General features: G+C 41.4%; 17 protein-coding genes, 1 tRNA gene, 1 other RNA gene and 2 pseudogenes. 8 read left to right on the forward strand and 13 right to left on the reverse strand.

From position 1 onward, the window contains the following. Window positions 1-7 precede the first annotated feature (7 nt). Window positions 8-157 carry a hypothetical protein gene (locus LG003_RS01500; RefSeq protein ID WP_262980019.1) on the reverse strand — a complete coding sequence of 50 codons (150 nt, stop codon included), beginning with the start codon at window positions 155-157 and terminating at the stop codon, window positions 8-10. A 109-nt stretch (window positions 158-266) separates the two neighbouring features. Here LG003_RS01500 and LG003_RS01505 point away from each other — a divergent pair, with 109 nt between their 5' ends. From LG003_RS01505 to LG003_RS01515, 4 genes and pseudogenes are all read left to right on the forward strand, one after another. Then, a complete protein-coding gene (locus LG003_RS01505; RefSeq protein WP_112875850.1) occupies window positions 267-1235 on the forward strand; it encodes a hypothetical protein in 969 nt (322 codons plus the stop codon). 46 nt (window positions 1236-1281) lie between these two features. Next, a complete protein-coding gene (locus LG003_RS01510) occupies window positions 1282-2217 on the forward strand; it encodes a YwqJ-related putative deaminase (protein ID WP_112875851.1) in 936 nt (311 codons plus the stop codon). Window positions 2218-2279: 62 nt separating this feature from the next. Next, window positions 2280-2407: pseudogene (locus tag LG003_RS23310) on the forward strand (RNA-guided endonuclease TnpB family protein); the annotation flags it as partial. Next, window positions 2403-2556, forward strand: a pseudogene (locus LG003_RS01515) (RNA-guided endonuclease InsQ/TnpB family protein); the annotation flags it as partial. The pseudogenes LG003_RS23310 and LG003_RS01515, both read left to right, overlap by 5 nt. 93 nt (window positions 2557-2649) lie before the next feature. Here LG003_RS01515 and LG003_RS01520 read toward each other — a convergent pair. The 11 genes from LG003_RS01520 to LG003_RS01570 all read right to left on the reverse strand — a co-directional run bounded on the left by LG003_RS01520 (window position 2650) and on the right by LG003_RS01570 (window position 11742). Continuing rightward, window positions 2650-4035, reverse strand: a complete 1386-nt coding sequence (locus tag LG003_RS01520; protein WP_262980020.1) for a GntP family permease — start codon at window positions 4033-4035, stop codon at window positions 2650-2652. Window positions 4036-4037: 2 nt separating this feature from the next. Beyond that, window positions 4038-5003, reverse strand: a complete 966-nt coding sequence (denD, locus tag LG003_RS01525; RefSeq protein ID WP_262980021.1) for a D-erythronate dehydrogenase — start codon at window positions 5001-5003, stop codon at window positions 4038-4040. A gap of 65 nt (window positions 5004-5068) precedes the next feature. Continuing rightward, window positions 5069-5836 (reverse strand): DeoR/GlpR family DNA-binding transcription regulator, encoded by a 768-nt coding sequence (locus tag LG003_RS01530; protein ID WP_112875854.1) that lies wholly within the window; start codon window positions 5834-5836, stop codon window positions 5069-5071. A 12-nt stretch (window positions 5837-5848) separates the two neighbouring features. Beyond that, window positions 5849-6628 carry a 2-oxo-tetronate isomerase gene (otnI, locus tag LG003_RS01535; protein WP_262980022.1) on the reverse strand — a complete coding sequence of 260 codons (780 nt, stop codon included), beginning with the start codon at window positions 6626-6628 and terminating at the stop codon, window positions 5849-5851. Between the two features lie 18 nt (window positions 6629-6646). Further along, window positions 6647-7288, reverse strand: coding sequence for a 3-oxo-tetronate 4-phosphate decarboxylase (gene otnC / locus LG003_RS01540; protein ID WP_112875856.1), 642 nt, complete (start codon window positions 7286-7288; stop codon window positions 6647-6649). Further along, complete coding sequence (gene otnK, locus LG003_RS01545) at window positions 7281-8558, reverse strand: 3-oxo-tetronate kinase (RefSeq protein ID WP_262980023.1); 1278 nt, start codon at window positions 8556-8558, stop codon at window positions 7281-7283. The genes otnC and otnK overlap by 8 nt, the downstream gene beginning before the upstream one ends. Beyond that, on the reverse strand, window positions 8558-9463 hold the full coding sequence (ltnD, locus tag LG003_RS01550; protein WP_262980024.1) for an L-threonate dehydrogenase: 906 nt from the start codon (window positions 9461-9463) through the stop codon (window positions 8558-8560). The genes otnK and ltnD overlap by 1 nt, the downstream gene beginning before the upstream one ends. A 391-nt stretch (window positions 9464-9854) precedes the next feature. Next, window positions 9855-9990: non-coding RNA, RtT sRNA (locus LG003_RS01555), on the reverse strand. Window positions 9991-10033: 43 nt separating this feature from the next. Continuing rightward, a tRNA-Tyr gene (locus tag LG003_RS01560) sits at window positions 10034-10118 on the reverse strand. A 250-nt stretch (window positions 10119-10368) separates the two neighbouring features. Beyond that, window positions 10369-11217 (reverse strand): formyltetrahydrofolate deformylase, encoded by an 849-nt coding sequence (purU, locus tag LG003_RS01565; protein ID WP_112875859.1) that lies wholly within the window; start codon window positions 11215-11217, stop codon window positions 10369-10371. Window positions 11218-11262: 45 nt separating this feature from the next. Beyond that, complete coding sequence (locus tag LG003_RS01570) at window positions 11263-11742, reverse strand: YchJ family protein (RefSeq protein ID WP_112875860.1); 480 nt, start codon at window positions 11740-11742, stop codon at window positions 11263-11265. A 157-nt stretch (window positions 11743-11899) separates the two neighbouring features. On the opposite strand from LG003_RS01570, the gene rssB reads away from it, so the two are divergent. The 4 genes from rssB (at window position 11900) to LG003_RS01590 (ending at window position 16657) form a co-directional block, all read left to right on the forward strand. Further along, a complete protein-coding gene (rssB, locus tag LG003_RS01575) occupies window positions 11900-12925 on the forward strand; it encodes a two-component system response regulator RssB (RefSeq protein WP_112875861.1) in 1026 nt (341 codons plus the stop codon). Window positions 12926-13318: 393 nt separating this feature from the next. After that, window positions 13319-14266 (forward strand): UTP--glucose-1-phosphate uridylyltransferase GalU, encoded by a 948-nt coding sequence (gene galU / locus LG003_RS01580; protein WP_112875862.1) that lies wholly within the window; start codon window positions 13319-13321, stop codon window positions 14264-14266. A 25-nt stretch (window positions 14267-14291) separates the two neighbouring features. Beyond that, complete coding sequence (locus LG003_RS01585) at window positions 14292-15635, forward strand: UDP-glucose dehydrogenase family protein (protein ID WP_262980025.1); 1344 nt, start codon at window positions 14292-14294, stop codon at window positions 15633-15635. Window positions 15636-15643: 8 nt separating this feature from the next. Next, on the forward strand, window positions 15644-16657 hold the full coding sequence (locus LG003_RS01590) for an NAD-dependent epimerase (protein ID WP_112875864.1): 1014 nt from the start codon (window positions 15644-15646) through the stop codon (window positions 16655-16657). A 298-nt stretch (window positions 16658-16955) separates the two neighbouring features. Here the strand turns inward: LG003_RS01590 and hns are convergent, their stop codons facing one another. Next, window positions 16956-17360, reverse strand: a complete 405-nt coding sequence (gene hns, locus LG003_RS01595) for a histone-like nucleoid-structuring protein H-NS (protein WP_112875865.1) — start codon at window positions 17358-17360, stop codon at window positions 16956-16958. Window positions 17361-17796: the final 436 nt, after the last annotated feature.

Genomic DNA, 17796 nt, shown 5'->3' on the forward strand with positions numbered 1-17796 from the left:
ATGGATTTCAAGATGCATCGCGACGGCAAGGGAGTGAATCCCCGGGAGCATAGATAACGATGTGACCGGGGTGAGCGAGTGCAGCCAACAAAGAGGCAACTTGAAAGATGACGGGTATAAATCTGACGCTAAATGGTTTGAATAACACTATATTCATTTATGATCATCGATTTGAACATATATCTATGTCTAAATGCCAATAATATTTGGATTTATATGTTATTTATTCCTAATGTATTTATTATAAAAAATTATAAGGTGATAGTATGGGACGTGAATATAGTGAAAAAGAAAAGAAAAAAACTTCAATGCCGTTGGGGAATTCTATTGATCAGCATGAAATAGATAATAATCCGTTAGGATCAGGATTGGATCTAAATCAGATGATGAATAATACTCCTAGGGTAGCGAAAGATAATTACAGTGAAGAAAATGGCGATCTGTTTTATGGCCTTGCCGCTAAAAGGGGAAAGTATATAAGAGATGTTAATCCTAATTTTGATTCAAAGAATCCTGACAGTACGCCAATGATTATAGATTTTTATAATAACGAAGTATCTAGAGTTATTTTAAAAGACACCACGATATTACCTAAAAAATCAGAAGATTTGGTGAAAAATCCTAAAAAATATGCAAGGAATATTAAGGTTAAAGACAGTTTACAGAAAGATATTATTGAAGAACAAAAAGGAAGATATCCTTTATGGAATGATTATTTTAAAATAGGAGGTGAAAATAAGAAATTTAATATGTATAAAATATTTAAAGAAATAACTAGTAAGTATAATTCTGACTATTATCATGTTTGTTATAACAAAACATGGCTTACCTTTGAACCTAGATTACTTTGGAAAAGAGGAAGCAAGCTTGGTATAGAAATGGCAGCCCGTAATGGGAGAACAAAAATACACTTTGTTCTTGATGGCCTGAATATCGAACAGGTTGTTAATAAAACAAAAGGTTCTACTCCTCTGGAGGCTGGGCCAGGCGAGTCAGTTACCGCGTCTGAATTGCGTTATGCTTATCGCAATAGAGAGAGATTGGCGGGAAGAATTCATTTTTATCGGGATGGTAAGGAAGTTATTGCGCCGTGGGACGAAAATCCAACGTTATGGCAGAATTATATTCCTCAGGGTAGTAATCGAAATATAGCTACTCAGAGAAATGGAGGAGCAATGTCTAGATTAATAGCATTACCGAGACGAATTTTTTCACCCTTAACAGGAAGACGTTGATAATAATTTCAGGTATCCAATTTCAATCATTATAGAGAGTTTAAAAATGTTCAAAAATGATATACGTGAAAAAACAGCTAAACTTGGCAAAGGTAAAACTGAGGATGAAAGGTTATTGGATGCATTACATTTGGAACTTCCTGATGCAAAAGCAGTTATGTCGGCTTATCAAAAACAGATTCCTGAATTTGATGGTTTTAGTAAAAAAACGCAATTAATCCTTAGCTCTTCAAGGGAATTTGGACAATTGAAACCAGCGAAGCAGCATAATTTCTCAAAACCGGGTTTAAAATCGAATGGTGTCTATGATGGAAAATTTCTTTATGCAAAGAAATCCTTGGAGAATTTCGCTGCTCATGCTGGATACGAGTATAATGGTCATTATGACGATGAATTTGTCAACTTTAAGGATAATAATAGAAATTTAGCCGATGGAAAATTATTCCCGGGTATTAACCTGATTAAATGTCCGAAATTATCGATAGTGAAAGATAAAGGAGAATGGAAAATACAACAAAGTGATGAGGCCGAAGCTTATAAGATTATTGATATTGAGTCCTTTATTTCAGGGATAAGAGATATGTATGGTAGGGTAAATACACCTTTACATCCAGTAATAGAATCTTTGATCAGCAATCATATTATCAACAACGACCGTATATTACCGACGATGGCGGGTATTGCTGGTTTGCATGCAGAGGTACAGGCGCTGAATAATTTATTGATTTTAGAAGATAAAAAGGCAGGGAAAATTATTGGAAGTCGGAAAATAAGCGAATATATACGGGATATGCTGAAATCATCTATTTTCACTCAGCGATTAACAACTAAACAAGCTGGAGATAATTTTGCTGCTTGCCATAATTGTTCGGGGATATTGTCATCACCCGTCAATGTCGTTACTGGTAAGGTAACAAGTGCGGGAAGTGATTTTTCATCAACATTATCTCGATATAAAACACCGCAAGAATCTCCAATATAAAATAGTATTCTTTTTTATGCCTGAGTATTTAACCTCTCAGGCATTTTACTTACTTCTTATGAGTGCTTGACGGTGCAATCAAAATACCGAAATTACCTCCGGTAGAAGCCCGGCTGCATCGTGAAATTAACGGGGAAGTGAAAATCGCACTGCAACAGGCAAGTATTACGCCTCAATACTCTGCGCGGATCTGGCGATGTCCTTGTTGTGGTGTCGAACATGATCGTGATATCAACGTCGCTCCAGCGCAAGGGCATACTGGAATTACAGGCGGCGGGACTCGTCGTTTCTGCCCACGGAGGCCAGCGTAAATCCGTTGCATCGACGGTTGTGGCCTGAGAAGTGGGAAGTCTCGCCGTTTTTTACTGCGGGGAGCAGTCACCCTCCCACTTATAAGGAGGCTAAATGATAGTTTTGCTAATGATTTGGTATTTATAACACTAGATCCAAGATGATGACGCCACACAAGCCAATCGCCCATGCAATAGTGGTTGGTATTGACCAAACGATCATCTGTTGTTTGGCATCTTTGATTCCCATCATGCGGTTAACGACCCAGAATAGGCTGTCATTAAAATAACCGAAGAATAACGAACCCATCGTTGCTGCTTGTGCGGCAACCAACATGTTGATCCCCGGAATTTGACTAATAATTGGTGCAGAAATAGAAGCAGCGGTAATCATTGCCACAGTGCCGGAACCTTGAATTAAGCGAACCAGTGTTGCGATGATAAATGGAATCAGCACCGGTGTTAGGGGGAGATTGGCTATATATTGCGCCAGAATGGCGCCGGTACCACTTTCACGCAATACCGCGCCTAACGCACCGCCTGCTCCTGTCACTAATAAAATAATACCGGCAGCCTGTAAACCTTCTTCCAGACGGTCAATGACTTCATGTTTATTGGCTTTTGGCATCAAGGTATAAACCGCCAATAATACACTAATGGCTAAGGCAATAACTGGTGCACCAAGGAAATCGAATGTCTGAAAATAGAAGTTGTTTTCTTGTCCAGTAAAAGTTTCAGTGTTTAATAACAGGCCATTAATGGCTTTAATGAAGATCAAAACAATAGGGACAATAATCGGCAACAGGGAAAGAAATAGACTCGGTAGTGGTTTGTTCGCTTTTTCTTCTATATAGCGTTGATGAATTGTTTGTAGATCTTGAGCTTCTTCGGCTTCATCAATGGGTTGAAATTCAGGATATTTTACTGCTAACCATTTGGCATAAAATACAATGCCAATAACGCAAGGTACCGCCAGAACCATACCGGTTAACATCATGGCGCCGACATCGACACCAAAAATGCCGGCAACCCCCAATGGCCCCGGTGTTGGCGGAACAGTGTGGTGGGTAACAACCAATCCGCCGGCTAGGGCCACGCCAAGCGTTAGAAGATGACGTTTTCCCTTTTTTGCGAGAGCCTTTGCCAGTGGATAGAGAATAACAAAGGCAGAGTCGACGAAAATTGGGATACTGACGATATAACCGGTGATCGCTAATGCCCACTCTTCGCGTTTTTTACCTAACCATTTGATAAAACTGTAGGCTATCTGTTCCGCGGCGCCGGAAACTTCCAGCACCCGTCCCATCATGACCCCCAGACCGATAACAATCCCGATACTGCCCAGTGTGGAGCCAAAACCTTTAGTCATAACATCAATGGTATTTGCTGCGGTTAAGCCACCAGAGAGCCCGGCGATAGCCGCTGCGATGAGCATTGCTAATAAAGCATGAACACGGGTACGTAGTACCAGAAAGATCAACGTAAATACGGCAATACCCAGACCAATGACCGGAATGTAGCGTTCCATAATTAGCCTCCAGCTTGGGACAGGTTATTGGAGATAAAAGCACGGATTGCATCACTGAAAGTATTATCAACATGAAAACCCAGTGATAAGCCACGGTTGATATCGAAGTGACCCGGCCAACTGGCAACAATACGGTTAATGTTTTCGTCTGGTTCAAAGCGGATGAGATCCACCGCTTTCTGCCCGGCAATCTCGGCCAGTGCATCAATCATGTCCTGAACTGTGACGCTAATACCCGGTAAATTAACGGTGCGGGAAAGACCAAATTTTTCCGCCGGAATTTGAGCTGCATGTATAAAGTTGCGGATCACGGTTTCAGGGCTGGAAAGCCATAAAGTCAGATCGTGGGAAACTGGGCAGATACTGCTTTCTCCGTGCAGAGGTTCACGGATAATGCCACTGGCAAAAGAGGATGCAGCTTTGTTTGGTTTACCTGGGCGGATACTGATTGTTGGCAGACGAAGTATGCGGCCATCGACATATCCTTTGCGGGAATAGTCGTTAATCATCAATTCACACATGGCTTTCTGTGCGCCATAGGATGATTGAGGATTAACCGCACACTGATCCGTAATGGTTGATGGTAATTCTCCGCCAAATACGGCCAGGGAACTGGTGAAGATAAATTTCAATTTTGGATTTTTAGCCCGTGCAACGTTTAATAAGTTGCGAGTAACATCAAAGTTAACTTGCAAGCCGAGATCAAAATCGCTTTCAGCGTGACTACTGACAATGGCGGCGAGATGGAATAACACCGCACTGTTTTCATCGATCAGCTTTTCCGCGGCTCCTGATTGAGTTAAATCCAGCGCCAGACACTGAACGCGGGGATCATTAACGGGTGAAACAGGACATTGAATATCGGTCAATATGAGTTGGTCGAAATTTAATGTTTGATTGTTGTTTAGTAAAGCGCTGGCTAGTTGCTGACCCAGAAAACCTGCGCCACCAGTGATTATCACTTTCATTGTAACTCTCCTTGTTTAATAGCTTTGGGCTATTTGCTTATAGGGTATAGTAGGGTTCTTATCCTTTATACGCTGACGGTATGTAATATCAGATTATGTTCTCGTAATTGTTGCTGCACTTTAGGCGGAAGCTGGCTATCACAGACAATATCATCCAAACTCGAAAGCGGGCAGACCCGAAACATGCCGTATTTGCCATATTTACTGCTATCAGACACCAAAACACGTCGGCGGGCGATTTCCAATACTGCTTGTTTGACTAAAACTTTTTCTTCATGCGGCGTGGAGACACCATGCTCCAGATCCCATGAGCTGGTGCTAATAAAGGCAATATCCACATTTAAGTTGCGAAGCAACATAGCGGCGATAGGGCCAACACAGGAATGATTTCTCTTATCTACCTGCCCCCCGGTATGGAACAGATTTAATTGGGGTTTGTTCATCAGATATTGGGTAATGGAAAAATCGTTCGTGATGATAGTGAGGTTAAAACGCTCAGCTAGGACTCTGGCAATTTCAAACGTGGTGGTGCCAGCATCAAGATAGACCACTTGTCCATCTTCAACCATAGATACTGCATATTGACCAATTTCCCGCTTATGACGATGATTAAGCTGGGCTTTTTCATTCCAAGGCAATTCCTGACGTAAAACATCACTAAGTTGCACACCGCCACTGACACTAACGACTTTTCCTTCTTCCTCCAGAGTGCGGATATCCCGCCGTACTGTCATATGTGAGACGTTCATCAGTTTAACCAGTGCGCTGATAGAAATTGTCTGATATTCATGTACATAGCGATAAATAAAGTCTCTACGCTCTGATGGAAGCATATCTTCTCCTGATTATTTCTGTGCTTTGGTCAACCAATCCAGACCATCTTCGGTGTAACCAGCGGGGTGATATTCACAGCCCAACCACCCTTGATAGCCCATTTCATCCAGTTTGTTAAATAGCCACGGATAGTTCACTTCGCCGCTATCGGGTTCGTGGCGTTCAGGCACGGAGGCAATCTGGATGTGACTGAATTTTCCCCATAGACGCTCGATGGTGCGTAGCAAATCTCCTTCCATGATCTGGCAGTGATAAAGATCCAACTGGATAAAAACATTTTGACGGTCAATTTCTTTGAGTAATGTTTCAGTCTGATGTTGAGTTGTTAAAAAGTAACCCGGCATATCACGAGTATTAATTGGTTCAATTAATACGTTGATGTTATGTTCTGCCATGACATCAGCGGCATATCGAATGTTTTTGATATAACACTCACGTTGTTGTTCTGGTGTGAATTGTTCATGCAATTTCCCGGCCATAGCATGAACTTGCTTGCAATTCAGAGCCAGTGCATATTTCAGAGCTATTTGTGTACCTTCAACAAATTCTTTTTCACGGCCAGGCATAGAGGCTATTCCTCTTTCTCCTGCCGCCCAGTTTCCGGCGGGCATGTTGAATAGAGCTTGTGTTAATTGATGCTGTTTTAATAGGGCAGCAAGCTCTTCCGCTGCGACTTCATAAGGAAACAGATATTCAACGCCTTTAAATCCAGCTTTGGCTGCACGGGCAAACCGTTCTGTGAAAGGTACATCATTGAACATCATGCTCAAGTTTGCCGCGAATTTAGCCATGACGAATTCCTTGTTTGTTCACTCAGTTTTTGGGTAACGAGTTTCAAGTTCTTGTACTTGCTCTTTATTTAATGTCGTGAAGCCGTGTGGCAATAAGGTTAAATAGAGCCGTGCGGTATCTTCCAATTCCTCTGCGTTGAAAAAAGCTTGCCGTAAAGTTTTGCCGCCGACAACAGGTCCGTGGTTTGAGAGGAGGATTGCGTTGTGTTTTGCGGCCAGCTTCGCAATTTCTTCACCGATTCTTTCATCTCCTGGTGGCAGATATTTGACCAGAGGCAGTTTTCCGACCCGCATTACATAGTAGGGCGTAATGGGTGGTAGACAGTTACTTTTGTCCAGATTGGGTAGGCAGGAAAGAGCGGTTAACCAAGGGGAATGTAGATGGACCACCGCATGGCATTCGGGACGGTTGCGGTACATTGCCAAATGCATGGAAACTTCTTTTGTGGGTTTGTCACCGGATAGCCAATCACCTTCTGCATCTAGCTTACTCAGGCGATCAGCTTGCAAGTCACCAAAACTGGAGTTGGTCGGCGTGATGATAATCGTGCCATCTTCCAGTTTGGCGCTGATGTTACCTGCACCGCCACTGCTATAACCCCGGTAGAACATTGAACGAGCCCATTCGACTAACTCTGACCTTAGTGCTTGCTCACTCATGAAACATCTCCTGTACATGCAGGAAGAAATCGATATTGCCGAAGTTACCTGATTTCAATGCCAGCCAATAATTGTGTTGTCGATCGTGTACCCAAGGTACGCCAGGCGCAATAGGTGCGCCGATACTGAGTTGTTGAATGTCCAGACTTTGTACTATTTTACCGGCAGTTTCGCCGCCTGCGATAATAAAGGTATTGAATCCTAGCTGACACAGGTTTTTTACAACGCGGGCGAAGGTGTTTTCTATTGCTTCACTGGCAATAGCCGCACCATATTGCTGTTGGGTTTTCTGTAATGTTTCTGGGGATTGAGTGGCGTATAGCATGGGAGCCAGATGGTTTTCTGATTGCAGAATAACCCACGCAACCAGTTTTTCGGCATATTGTGGATCATTGATACATGAATCAATATTCAAGGATTGAGCAGGGGCCAGTTTCTGGTACAGGGCAACTTGTTTGTTGGTCATGACAGAACAACTGCCAGATAGGATCACAGTGCGTCTATTCTCGGCGGGTGGTGTTGCTCCTTCTGGTTGGCATGGCATCAATGGCTTACCAGTGTCTATGCTGGCAAGAGCAGCGCCAAGACCGGAACCACCAGTGATTAATTTCAGTTCTGATGCCGCTCTGGCAATAGGCAGTAGATCATTCATGGAGAGGGTGTCTGTTATTGCGTAGCGTATGTTTTGTTGTTGTAAATGATTTAGTCTCACGCGGATTGCTTGTTCTCCCTGGTGTACACATGCCAGATCCACCAAACCTGCTTTCCCTTGAGCTTGTTGTTCCATTAAGCGTAGCAGATTGGCATCTGCCATTGGTGTCACGGGATGGTGCTGCATACCGCTTTCATTAAGTAGTTGACCGTTGACAAATAGATGCCCATGTACAACTGTTCGCCCGTTAACGGGAAGGGCAGGGGAGATTAGCGTGATGTCTGTTTGTAGTTCATCCATCAGGGCATCAGTGACCGGCCCAATATTGCCTTTGCTGGTAGAGTCAAAAGTTGAGCAGTATTTGAAGAATATTTGTTGACAACCTGTTTTATGACGTAACCAGCGGCAGGATTTCACCGCGTTATTCACGGCTTCGTCTATCGGGCAGGAACGGCTTTTCAGGCTGATAACGATAGCATCAATATCCTGTGGAATGGCGGTATTTTCATCAGGTGTATCCAATAGCTGGACAACTCGCCAACCACTTTGTGCCATAAAACCGGCTATATCGGTTGCGCCGGTAAAGTCATCAGCGATAACGCCCAATTTAATGGTCATTATTTTTTCTCCGGCAAAGTGATACCTTTAAATGTTTTGATAACCGCGCTGTCATCCCATTGGCCAAAACCTTCATTACTGGCAGCAAGGAACATTTGATGTGCAGTGGCTGATAATGGTAATGGGAATTTCAGATCCTTACCTGTTTCTAATGCTAATCCCAGATCTTTGACAAAAATGTCTACGGAAGATTTGGCGGTGTAATCCCCTGCCAGAATGTGGGGAACGCGGTTTTCAAACATCCAAGAGTTACCAGCAGCGTGGGTTACAATGTCGTACATCAGCTCCAGGGAAATGCCAGCTTTGGCTGCCAATGCCATACTTTCAGCCGCGGCAGCAATATGTATACCAGCAAGTAATTGATGGATTGTTTTGACGGTAGAGCCTTGACCAATCTCATTTCCAACATGGTAGAGACGTTCGGTGGTGGCATCAAATACGGGTTTTAGTTGTTCAAATAATGCGGGTTCACCGGAGGCCATAACGGTGAGTTGGCCTTGTTCAGCTTTTAGTGCGCCACCTGAAATAGGTGCGTCCAGCATGTTTAGATTGTATTGGCTAAGACGATGGGCAAAATCTTTAGCCTGTTCTGCGGCAACGGTACTGTGAAGCACAATGATCGTACCGGCTCTTAACTGGTTGACTAACGGTGTTTCGCCTTCAAACAGTATGCTTTCTATTTGAGCACCATTGACGACAACAAGTAAGATAGCATCCAGCTCTGATGCCCAATTTGCGGCGTTGTTTGTCGCCGTTTTAGCGCCTGCTTGTAGTAGTTGGTCACAGGCTTTTTGGTTTAAATCAAATCCATATGTGGGAATACCCGCGCGTATTAACGCGCGGGCAATTCCCATGCCCATAGCCCCCAATCCTATAATTCCTATTTTTTGTATTGATTGGTTCATGATGGTTCCCTGGTGTTGTTGTTATAATTTGTTATTCTTTTATAATTATTTCACACATCATTTCACAAATATACGATGGTTATCACATTCGAAAGCTCGCTGCTTGAAGGTGATTTTTGTTTTAATTGATTGATTTATATGGTTTATTGTTGATTGTTGCAAAATGTTAAGCTTCACATAAAGATGTGATAAGAAATATGATTGTGGGTACATTAAGGGTTGGGTAAATGCTTTTCACTGAATTCTTTTAAAGATGTTAATTAGTCTCTGGAGCTGTTTAAGGATAGATAATTTAGGGGGATGTATAGGTAGGCTGCTTTTGGAGGAATTAAGGGGTATTGGATGTTAACTTAGGAACTTAGGTTTGTTTGCAAGGCTTGAAGGATATTTATGGTGGTGGGGGAAGGATGACTCGTCACTGCGTTCCTCGCCCTGCGGGCCAACGCGCCGCAAGCGTCGCATTGTTGTTTCGCTACGCTCAACTCGAACCTTAGCGAAGGTTCTCACCTTCCCCCGAATGAGGAGTATGTTCTTATTGGGTTTGTTTTTGTAAGGCCTGAAGGATATTTATGGTGGTGGGGGAAGGATTCGAACCTTCGAAGTCTGTGACGGCAGATTTACAGTCTGCTCCCTTTGGCCGCTCGGGAACCCCACCAGATTTTGAGAAGTATCGCTGTTGCTTACAGCGGACGGAATCATATCAGATGAACCGCTGCTGTAAAGTAGATATTTAAAAATAAGTGACTATATGTTGATTTTCCACCCTTATTGATCTTGTTGTGAGCAAATAAGCGGTCTGTTTGTTGGTGGAGGGGGAAGGATGACTCGTCACTGCGTTCCTCGCCTTGCGGGCCAATGCGTCGCAAGCGCCGCATTGTTGTTTCGCTGTCCCAATTAATTCAGCTTTAAAGAATTACAGTACGGTTGCCGTAAACAAAAACCCGCTGAGCAAGAACCCAATATAAAGCATGACTCAGAACATTTTTTTCAACATCCCGGCCCGCTCTCATCATATCTTCAGCAGTGTATGTATGGTCTATGTTAATGACCTTCTGAGTAATAATTGGGCCTTCATCTAAGTTATTATTTACATAATGCGCTGTTGCTCCGATGATTTTTACCCCTCTCTCATAAGCTTGATGATAAGGACGCGCCCCGATAAATGCAGGTAAAAAGGAGTGGTGAATGTTAATAATCTGATTTGGATAATGCTGGACAAATTCTGGTGTCAGTACTCGCATGTATTTAGCTAATACCACGTAGTCAGGTTTGTATTGGTTAATTTGTGCAATCAGTTTTTCATCGTGTTGTTCACGGGTTAAACCCTCGTGACTGATTAAATGGAAAGGAATGCCAAATTGTTCAACCAATGATTGTAATGTTGCGTGGTTGCCGATAACCGCCGCAATTTCAACATCAAGCCCGTCATAAGCGCTTTTCATGAGCAAATCCCCAAGACAATGCGCTTCTTTTGTCACCATAATGACAATACGTCGACGCCCCGAACTATTTAATTCCCGTTGAGAGCCCACCGGCAGTGCATCATCTAAATCAGCAAGAAATGTCTCATCATTGAAAATTCCTTCAAGCTCAGTACGCATAAAAAAGCGGCCAGTACGATGATCGACGAATTCATTATTCTGAACTATATTCAGTTGGTGTTTGTAGCAAATATTAGTAATTTTGGCGATCAGTCCTTTGGCATCAGGGCAAATAGTGCGTAAAATTTTCTTTTGTATATGTTGGTGCTGCATGAATGGGATTATCCTTAAATATTTTGCGTTTTCTGTTTATGGGTCTTAACCACAACATTTTTTGTATTTTTTACCCGAACCACATGGGCAGGGGCTATTACGGCCAGTTTGAGGTTTTACGCCATCAATAGGTTTTACACCATCAATATAGTACCAACGCTGGTCTATACGAAGAAAACGTGAACGCTCATGAATAAGTTGCTTATCTTGGGATTTCTGATCAAGAAAGCAAGCTGAAAATTCAACATAGGCTTCGTTATCATTTTCGCCTTTTTCAGTTGTAATGACATGTAGTCCGAGCCACTGGGTAACAATAAAACTTTGTTCTATATCTAAACGCCACTTTTCAGCCTGGCAGTCAGGATGCCAACTGGTAATTAGATAATCGGCGTTGTGCTTTACATAGGCACTGTATCGGGAACGCATCAGTGATTCGGCAGTTTGGGCAAATTTTATGTTTTGGAGATAAGGGGAACAGCAATCCGCAAAATCTATTCCACTACCACAAGGACATAGCTCTGTCAAAATAACTCCAATTGTAAAGGGTGAAATACCATTTTTATGGGTTTTCTATTGCAAAGAAACGTAAGAGAACAAATGATAGTCACTTAATTGAACTAATATGAGTGATAGTACCTAAGAAAAGGTGAAGGTCGCAATATTAAGGTAAGGGAGCGTATTTATGGAAAAGGCATTGGCAGGCAAAAAAATTCTGATTGTGGAGGATGAACCTGTTTTTTGTTCTTTGCTGGCAGGGTATTTGCGAACGTTGGGCGCTAAGGTATTAGTCGCATCTAATGGCGCTGTTGCACTACAGGTGCTAGGACGCGAAGCTCATGTTGAACTTATTTTATGTGATTTAGATATGCCGGTCATGAATGGCATTGAATTTATTGCGAAATTGACGAATGAGGGTATTAGCATTCCAGTTATTATTATTTCAGCAACTAACAAGATGGCCGAAATTGATGAAGTGCTTCGTTTGGGTGCAAAAGATGTTTTATTAAAACCAGTTTCAGATCTTAATGAGATAAAAAAATCGGTGTTGGCCTATTTACATCCTACGGTCTTTATGTCTGGTGCGATTGAACAGAATAACTTGAATAAAGATTGGTTAACCCTAAAGCATAATTCAGATGAAGCATTAAATATGCTTAAGCAGTTGCAACCCCCAGTTTCTCAAGTGATTGCCCACTGTAAAGTCAATTACCGAAAATTAAATATGATTGATAATCCAGGATTAATTCTCGATATGGCGGCGTTATCTGACAATGAATTAGCTTTTTATTGTCTAGATATTAGCCGTTCAAAAGAGTATGGTGTGATTTCAGCATTATTACTTAGAGTCATATTTAATAGTTTGTTACAAGAGCATATCATCCACCATTCCCGACGTTTACCCAATATGGAAGGCATTCTAAATAGAATTAATAAGTTACTGGAAGGTGCAGGGTTACAAGGGCAATTTCCATTGCTGCTTGGATATTATCATACAATCAATAAAACGGTTCTGCTCACTTCTGCGGGGTTACATGCCAGTATTAAGTCGGGTAATCGCCAAATCCAATTAGACAGTGGTGTTCCTCTTGGGACATTGAGAACGATTTGTTCGAACCAAGTTTGTTCTCATAGTGCTGAATGGCAATGTCGGATTTGGAATACAAATAGTCAAATAAATCTGATGCTTTCTTCAATGTATTTTGGGTGAATATTACCAAGGTGGAATTTTGTTTAAAATGGATTTTAAACATCAAGTCACGGTAATGTAATTAAGCAGAATGGTGATGTTTATCGAAGAGAATTAGCTGGTATACTCCGCCTATTATGCTTGGAAATCTATCTAATCAGGCTATTTTATTTGCCGCTCTTTAGTACAAAGAGCGGATTTAGCACTGCTCAGATAAAAGTGATAACTTTTTGAGTGGTCAGAAGGGTGAACGAAGCAGTGAACTTTTGTATGTATTGGTTCCTGCGTGCTGTTCGTGTGCGCGGTTTATTGACACAAAATAATCAGTAATAGTGATACCTTATTAAAGAATTGGCACTGATTTTGAGTTGAAGACGGATTTGTTTCAGCCAAAAAACATCGGGAGAAAGGTTAATGCCATCAGTAGAAAAACGATCAGTAGACAAACTATCAGTAGACAAAATAGTAAAGAAAGCCGTTATTCCAGTCGCAGGCTTGGGAACGAGGATGTTACCTGCTACGAAAGCAATTCCTAAAGAGATGTTACCTTTAGTAGATAAACCTCTTATTCAGTATGTTGTTAATGAATGTATTGCCGCTGGCATTAATGAAATTATCTTGGTGACTCATTCATCAAAAAATTCAATTGAAAATCATTTTGATACCAGTTTTGAGTTAGAAGCTATCCTTGAGAAAAGGGTGAAGCGTCAGTTATTGGACGAAGTTCAATCTATTTGCCCAAGTCATGTCACTATTATGCAAACTCGTCAGGGAATTGCTAAAGGATTAGGACATGCGGTGTTATGTGCCAAGCCTTTAATCGGTGATGAACCTTTTGCTGTGATACTGCCTGATGTTATTCTTGATGAATACAGTACAGATCTGACCAGATATAATCTGAGCGAGATGTTGGTTCGTTATAATGAAACGGGAGCCAGCCAGATATTAGTAGAACCTGTACCTCATGAAGATGTTTCCAGTTATGGTATTGTCGATTGCCAGGGAGAAAATCTGCAACCCGGCGACAGCAAGCTAATTAAGCGCGTAGTTGAAAAACCTCAACCTAAAGAAGCGCCGTCAAATCTTTCCATTGTTGGCCGTTATGTGTTGTCCGAGAAAATTTGGTCATTATTAGCAAAAACAGCGCCAGGTGCCGGTGATGAAATTCAACTCACTGATGCAATTGCCATGTTAATAGAAAGGGAGCCTGTGGAAGCCTATCATTTGCAGGGTGTAAGCCATGATTGCGGTAATAAGCTTGGTTATATGCAGGCGTTTGTCCAATATGGTATGAAACATCATGCTTTAGGCAAAGAGTTTACTGATTGGTTAGTGGCTTTGCAGGATCAAGCTAAAGAATAATCTTGTGGAAATTTTTAGGTATCATATGAAAGTTACAGTATTTGGTATTGGCTATGTTGGCCTGGTTCAGGCTACGGTTTTAGCTGAAGTAGGGCATGATGTCCTTTGCATTGATGTAGATGAAAATAAAGTTGAGAACCTGAAAAATGGTCAAGTCCCCATTTTTGAGCCTGGTTTAGCGCCACTGGTTAAGAAGAATTATGAAGAAGGCCGTCTGAATTTCAGCACTGATGCAAAAGCCGGTGTTGCTCACGGTAAGTTACAGTTTATTGCGGTAGGTACGCCTCCCGATGAAGATGGTTCAGCGGATTTGAAGTATGTCTCCGCCGTTGCCCGTACTATTGCGGAGTACATGGATAGCTATAAAGTTATTATTGATAAATCTACGGTTCCTGTTGGTACAGCAGATAAAGTTAATGCGGTTGTCAATGAGACTCTGCGTAAACGCAATATTGATATCCCATTTGATGTGGTTTCTAACCCGGAGTTTCTCAAAGAAGGGGCCGCTGTTGCAGATTGTATGCGCCCTGAGCGGATTATTATTGGGTGTGACAACGACAGAGTCGTTGACTTGATACGTGAGTTGTATGAGCCATTTAACCGTAATCATGATCGTATGATTGTGATGGATATCCGCAGTGCAGAACTGACTAAATATGCTGCTAACTGTATGTTGGCAACGAAAATCAGTTTTATGAATGAGATATCTAATTTAGCTGAGATGCTTGGCGCTGATATTGAGCATGTTCGTCAAGGAATGGGTTCTGATTCCCGTATTGGCTATCATTTTATCTATCCGGGCTGTGGTTATGGTGGCTCATGTTTTCCGAAAGATGTGCAGGCGTTAATTCGTACCGCAGAGCAAATTGGCTATCAACCCAAGATTCTTCTTGCTGTAGAACAAGTGAATGAGCTGCAAAAGAGTAAATTACCTTCTTTTGTCAAACGTCATTTCGGGGAGGATTTATCCGGTAAGATGTTTGCGGTCTGGGGATTATCGTTCAAACCGAATACCGATGATATGCGTGAAGCATCAAGCCGTGTTTTGATGGAAGCATTATGGCAGGCCGGAGCCAAAATACAGGCTTACGATCCTGAGGCGATGCAGGAAGCTCAGCGTATTTATGGTCAGCGTGATGATTTATTATTGATGGGGACTAAAGAAGCAGCGCTTAAGGGAGCCGATGCCTTGATCATTTGTACTGAATGGCAAAGTTTTCGTGCGCCAGATTTTGATGTCATCAAAGAGTCTCTCAAAACGCCGGTTATCTTTGATGGCCGGAATCTCTATGATCCTGAACGCCTGCAATCCCGAGGTTTTATTTATTATGGGATTGGTCGTGGTGCATCCATTAATCCGGTTATCTGAGTAATACAATGAAATTCTTAGTCACAGGTGCTGCTGGTTTTATTGGCTTTCATGTGAGCCAGAGATTATTGCAAATGGGGCATGAGGTTGTGGGTATCGACAACCTTAATGACTATTATGATGTGAGTCTCAAACAAGCACGGTTAGATCTATTATTTGATAAGTCAGGTTTTAAATTTGAAAAGCTAGATTTAGCTGACAGAATAGCCATTCCCGATCTTTTTTCGCGACACCAATTTCAGCGGGTTATCCATCTGGGAGCTCAGGCGGGTGTTCGCTATTCGTTGCAAAACCCAATGGCTTACATTGATTCGAATATAATAGGGCATATCAATATCCTGGAAGGTTGCCGTTATAATAATGTTGAGCATTTATTATATTCTTCTTCTAGTTCTGTTTATGGATTAAATAGAAAGCAACCGTTTTCTACAAATGATTCGGTTGATCATCCAGTTTCACTATATGCGGCAACGAAAAAATCAGATGAATTAATGTCTCACAGTTACTCTCATCTTTATCAGTTGCCAACGACAGGCTTGCGCTTCTTTACAGTATATGGTCCGTGGGGACGTCCTGATATGGCTTTATTTAAGTTCACCAAGGCCATGTTATCAGGGCAGCCTATTGATGTTTATAACCACGGTAATATGGTTAGAGATTTTACGTATATAGATGATATCGTTGAATCAATAATCAGATTGCAAGACATCATTCCCACACCAAATGAGAGCTGGATGGTTGAAGATGGGCAAATATCTGCCAGCTCTGCCCCTTACTGTATTTATAATATTGGTAATGGTCAACCAACTAGACTAGGTGATTTTATTGAAGCAATAGAAGAATCATTAGGCATTCTGGCTAAGAAAAATTTTATGCCCATGCAAGATGGTGATGTTCTGTCGACCTGTGCTGATTCAAGTGACATTTTCCAAAAAATAGGGTTTGCCCCAAATACATCTGTGAAGCAGGGTGTGAAGCAGTTTGTAGAGTGGTATTTGAGTTTCTATCATAAGTCTAAATAAGATAAGGAGCCATTGGCTCCTTATCTATTGAATCAACGACAGTGACCAGAGAGAAGTAAATAGTTGTGTCTGTTTGATTATTAATTTATCTAGGCATTGGCTAAGTGAGTAACTAGCCTTGCTTTACCATAAAGAAATGATACAAAAAACGGGCAACTCGACTAAATTCTTCTCAAAGATACTTATCTCGCTTATACGATAGACGTTAATTCTTTTGTCAGCTAAGTTGTTTTATAATAAAAACACCCTTCTATTTTAAAAGGGTGTTTTTAATTAAATTAACTTGAAAAACAATGGATTAGAGTAAGAAACTTTCCAGTGTTCTTCCTTCTTCTTCAATTGCTTTTTTGATAACAGCAGGTGTACGTCCTTGGCCAGTCCAAGTTTTAGTTTCACCATTTGTATCAACATATTGGTATTTAGCTGGACGTGCGGGACGTTTTGCTTTACCAGCAGATTTGCCGGAGCTCATTGTCTGAAGCAATTCGCTTGGATCAATTCCTTGGTCAAGAATCATTTTACGAACTTCTTCCAATTTACGTGTACGTTCCTCTAATTCAGCTTGTACCTGACTTTCTTCTTCACGACGTTCTTCAACAACGACGGTCAGTTTTTCAAGTATTTCATCTAAGAACTCAAGTTGGCATTCTCTTGCTTGGGCTCGTAAAGTACGGATGTTATTTAGGGTTTTTAAATCGCTCATTGTCCTGGTCTCAAATTATTAATGATGATGGCGGATGTGGATATAATAATAGAATGCTATTTTATTTTCTGCAATAGTCAATTTCTCATATTCCGATAAAATGGCTCTTTTTTTTAAACGTAATTTCTTTACAAAAGTTATATAGCGCTTTTTATACAGCTATTTCGATTGTCATTCCCCAATAACATGTTCAGGGTACCTTTAACAAAGAGGGGACATGATAATCTCTCTAATTTATAAACTAGGTATATACTAAATCGGTAAGTAATTTTAACTGTTTCTTATCATACCTGATAAAGCAGGATAATACTAAGTTAAAAAAAACTTATGACTAATCCATGAGTTATCGTTGATTTACTGTTACCGTTTTCTGGAAGTAAATCACGCACATTATTAATTTGCATACGATATGCAACAAATCAGACTGGCTTTCATT

The sequence above is a fragment of the Photorhabdus kleinii genome (assembly GCF_025384885.1).
In the GTDB taxonomy this organism is placed as follows: domain Bacteria; phylum Pseudomonadota; class Gammaproteobacteria; order Enterobacterales; family Enterobacteriaceae; genus Photorhabdus; species Photorhabdus kayaii.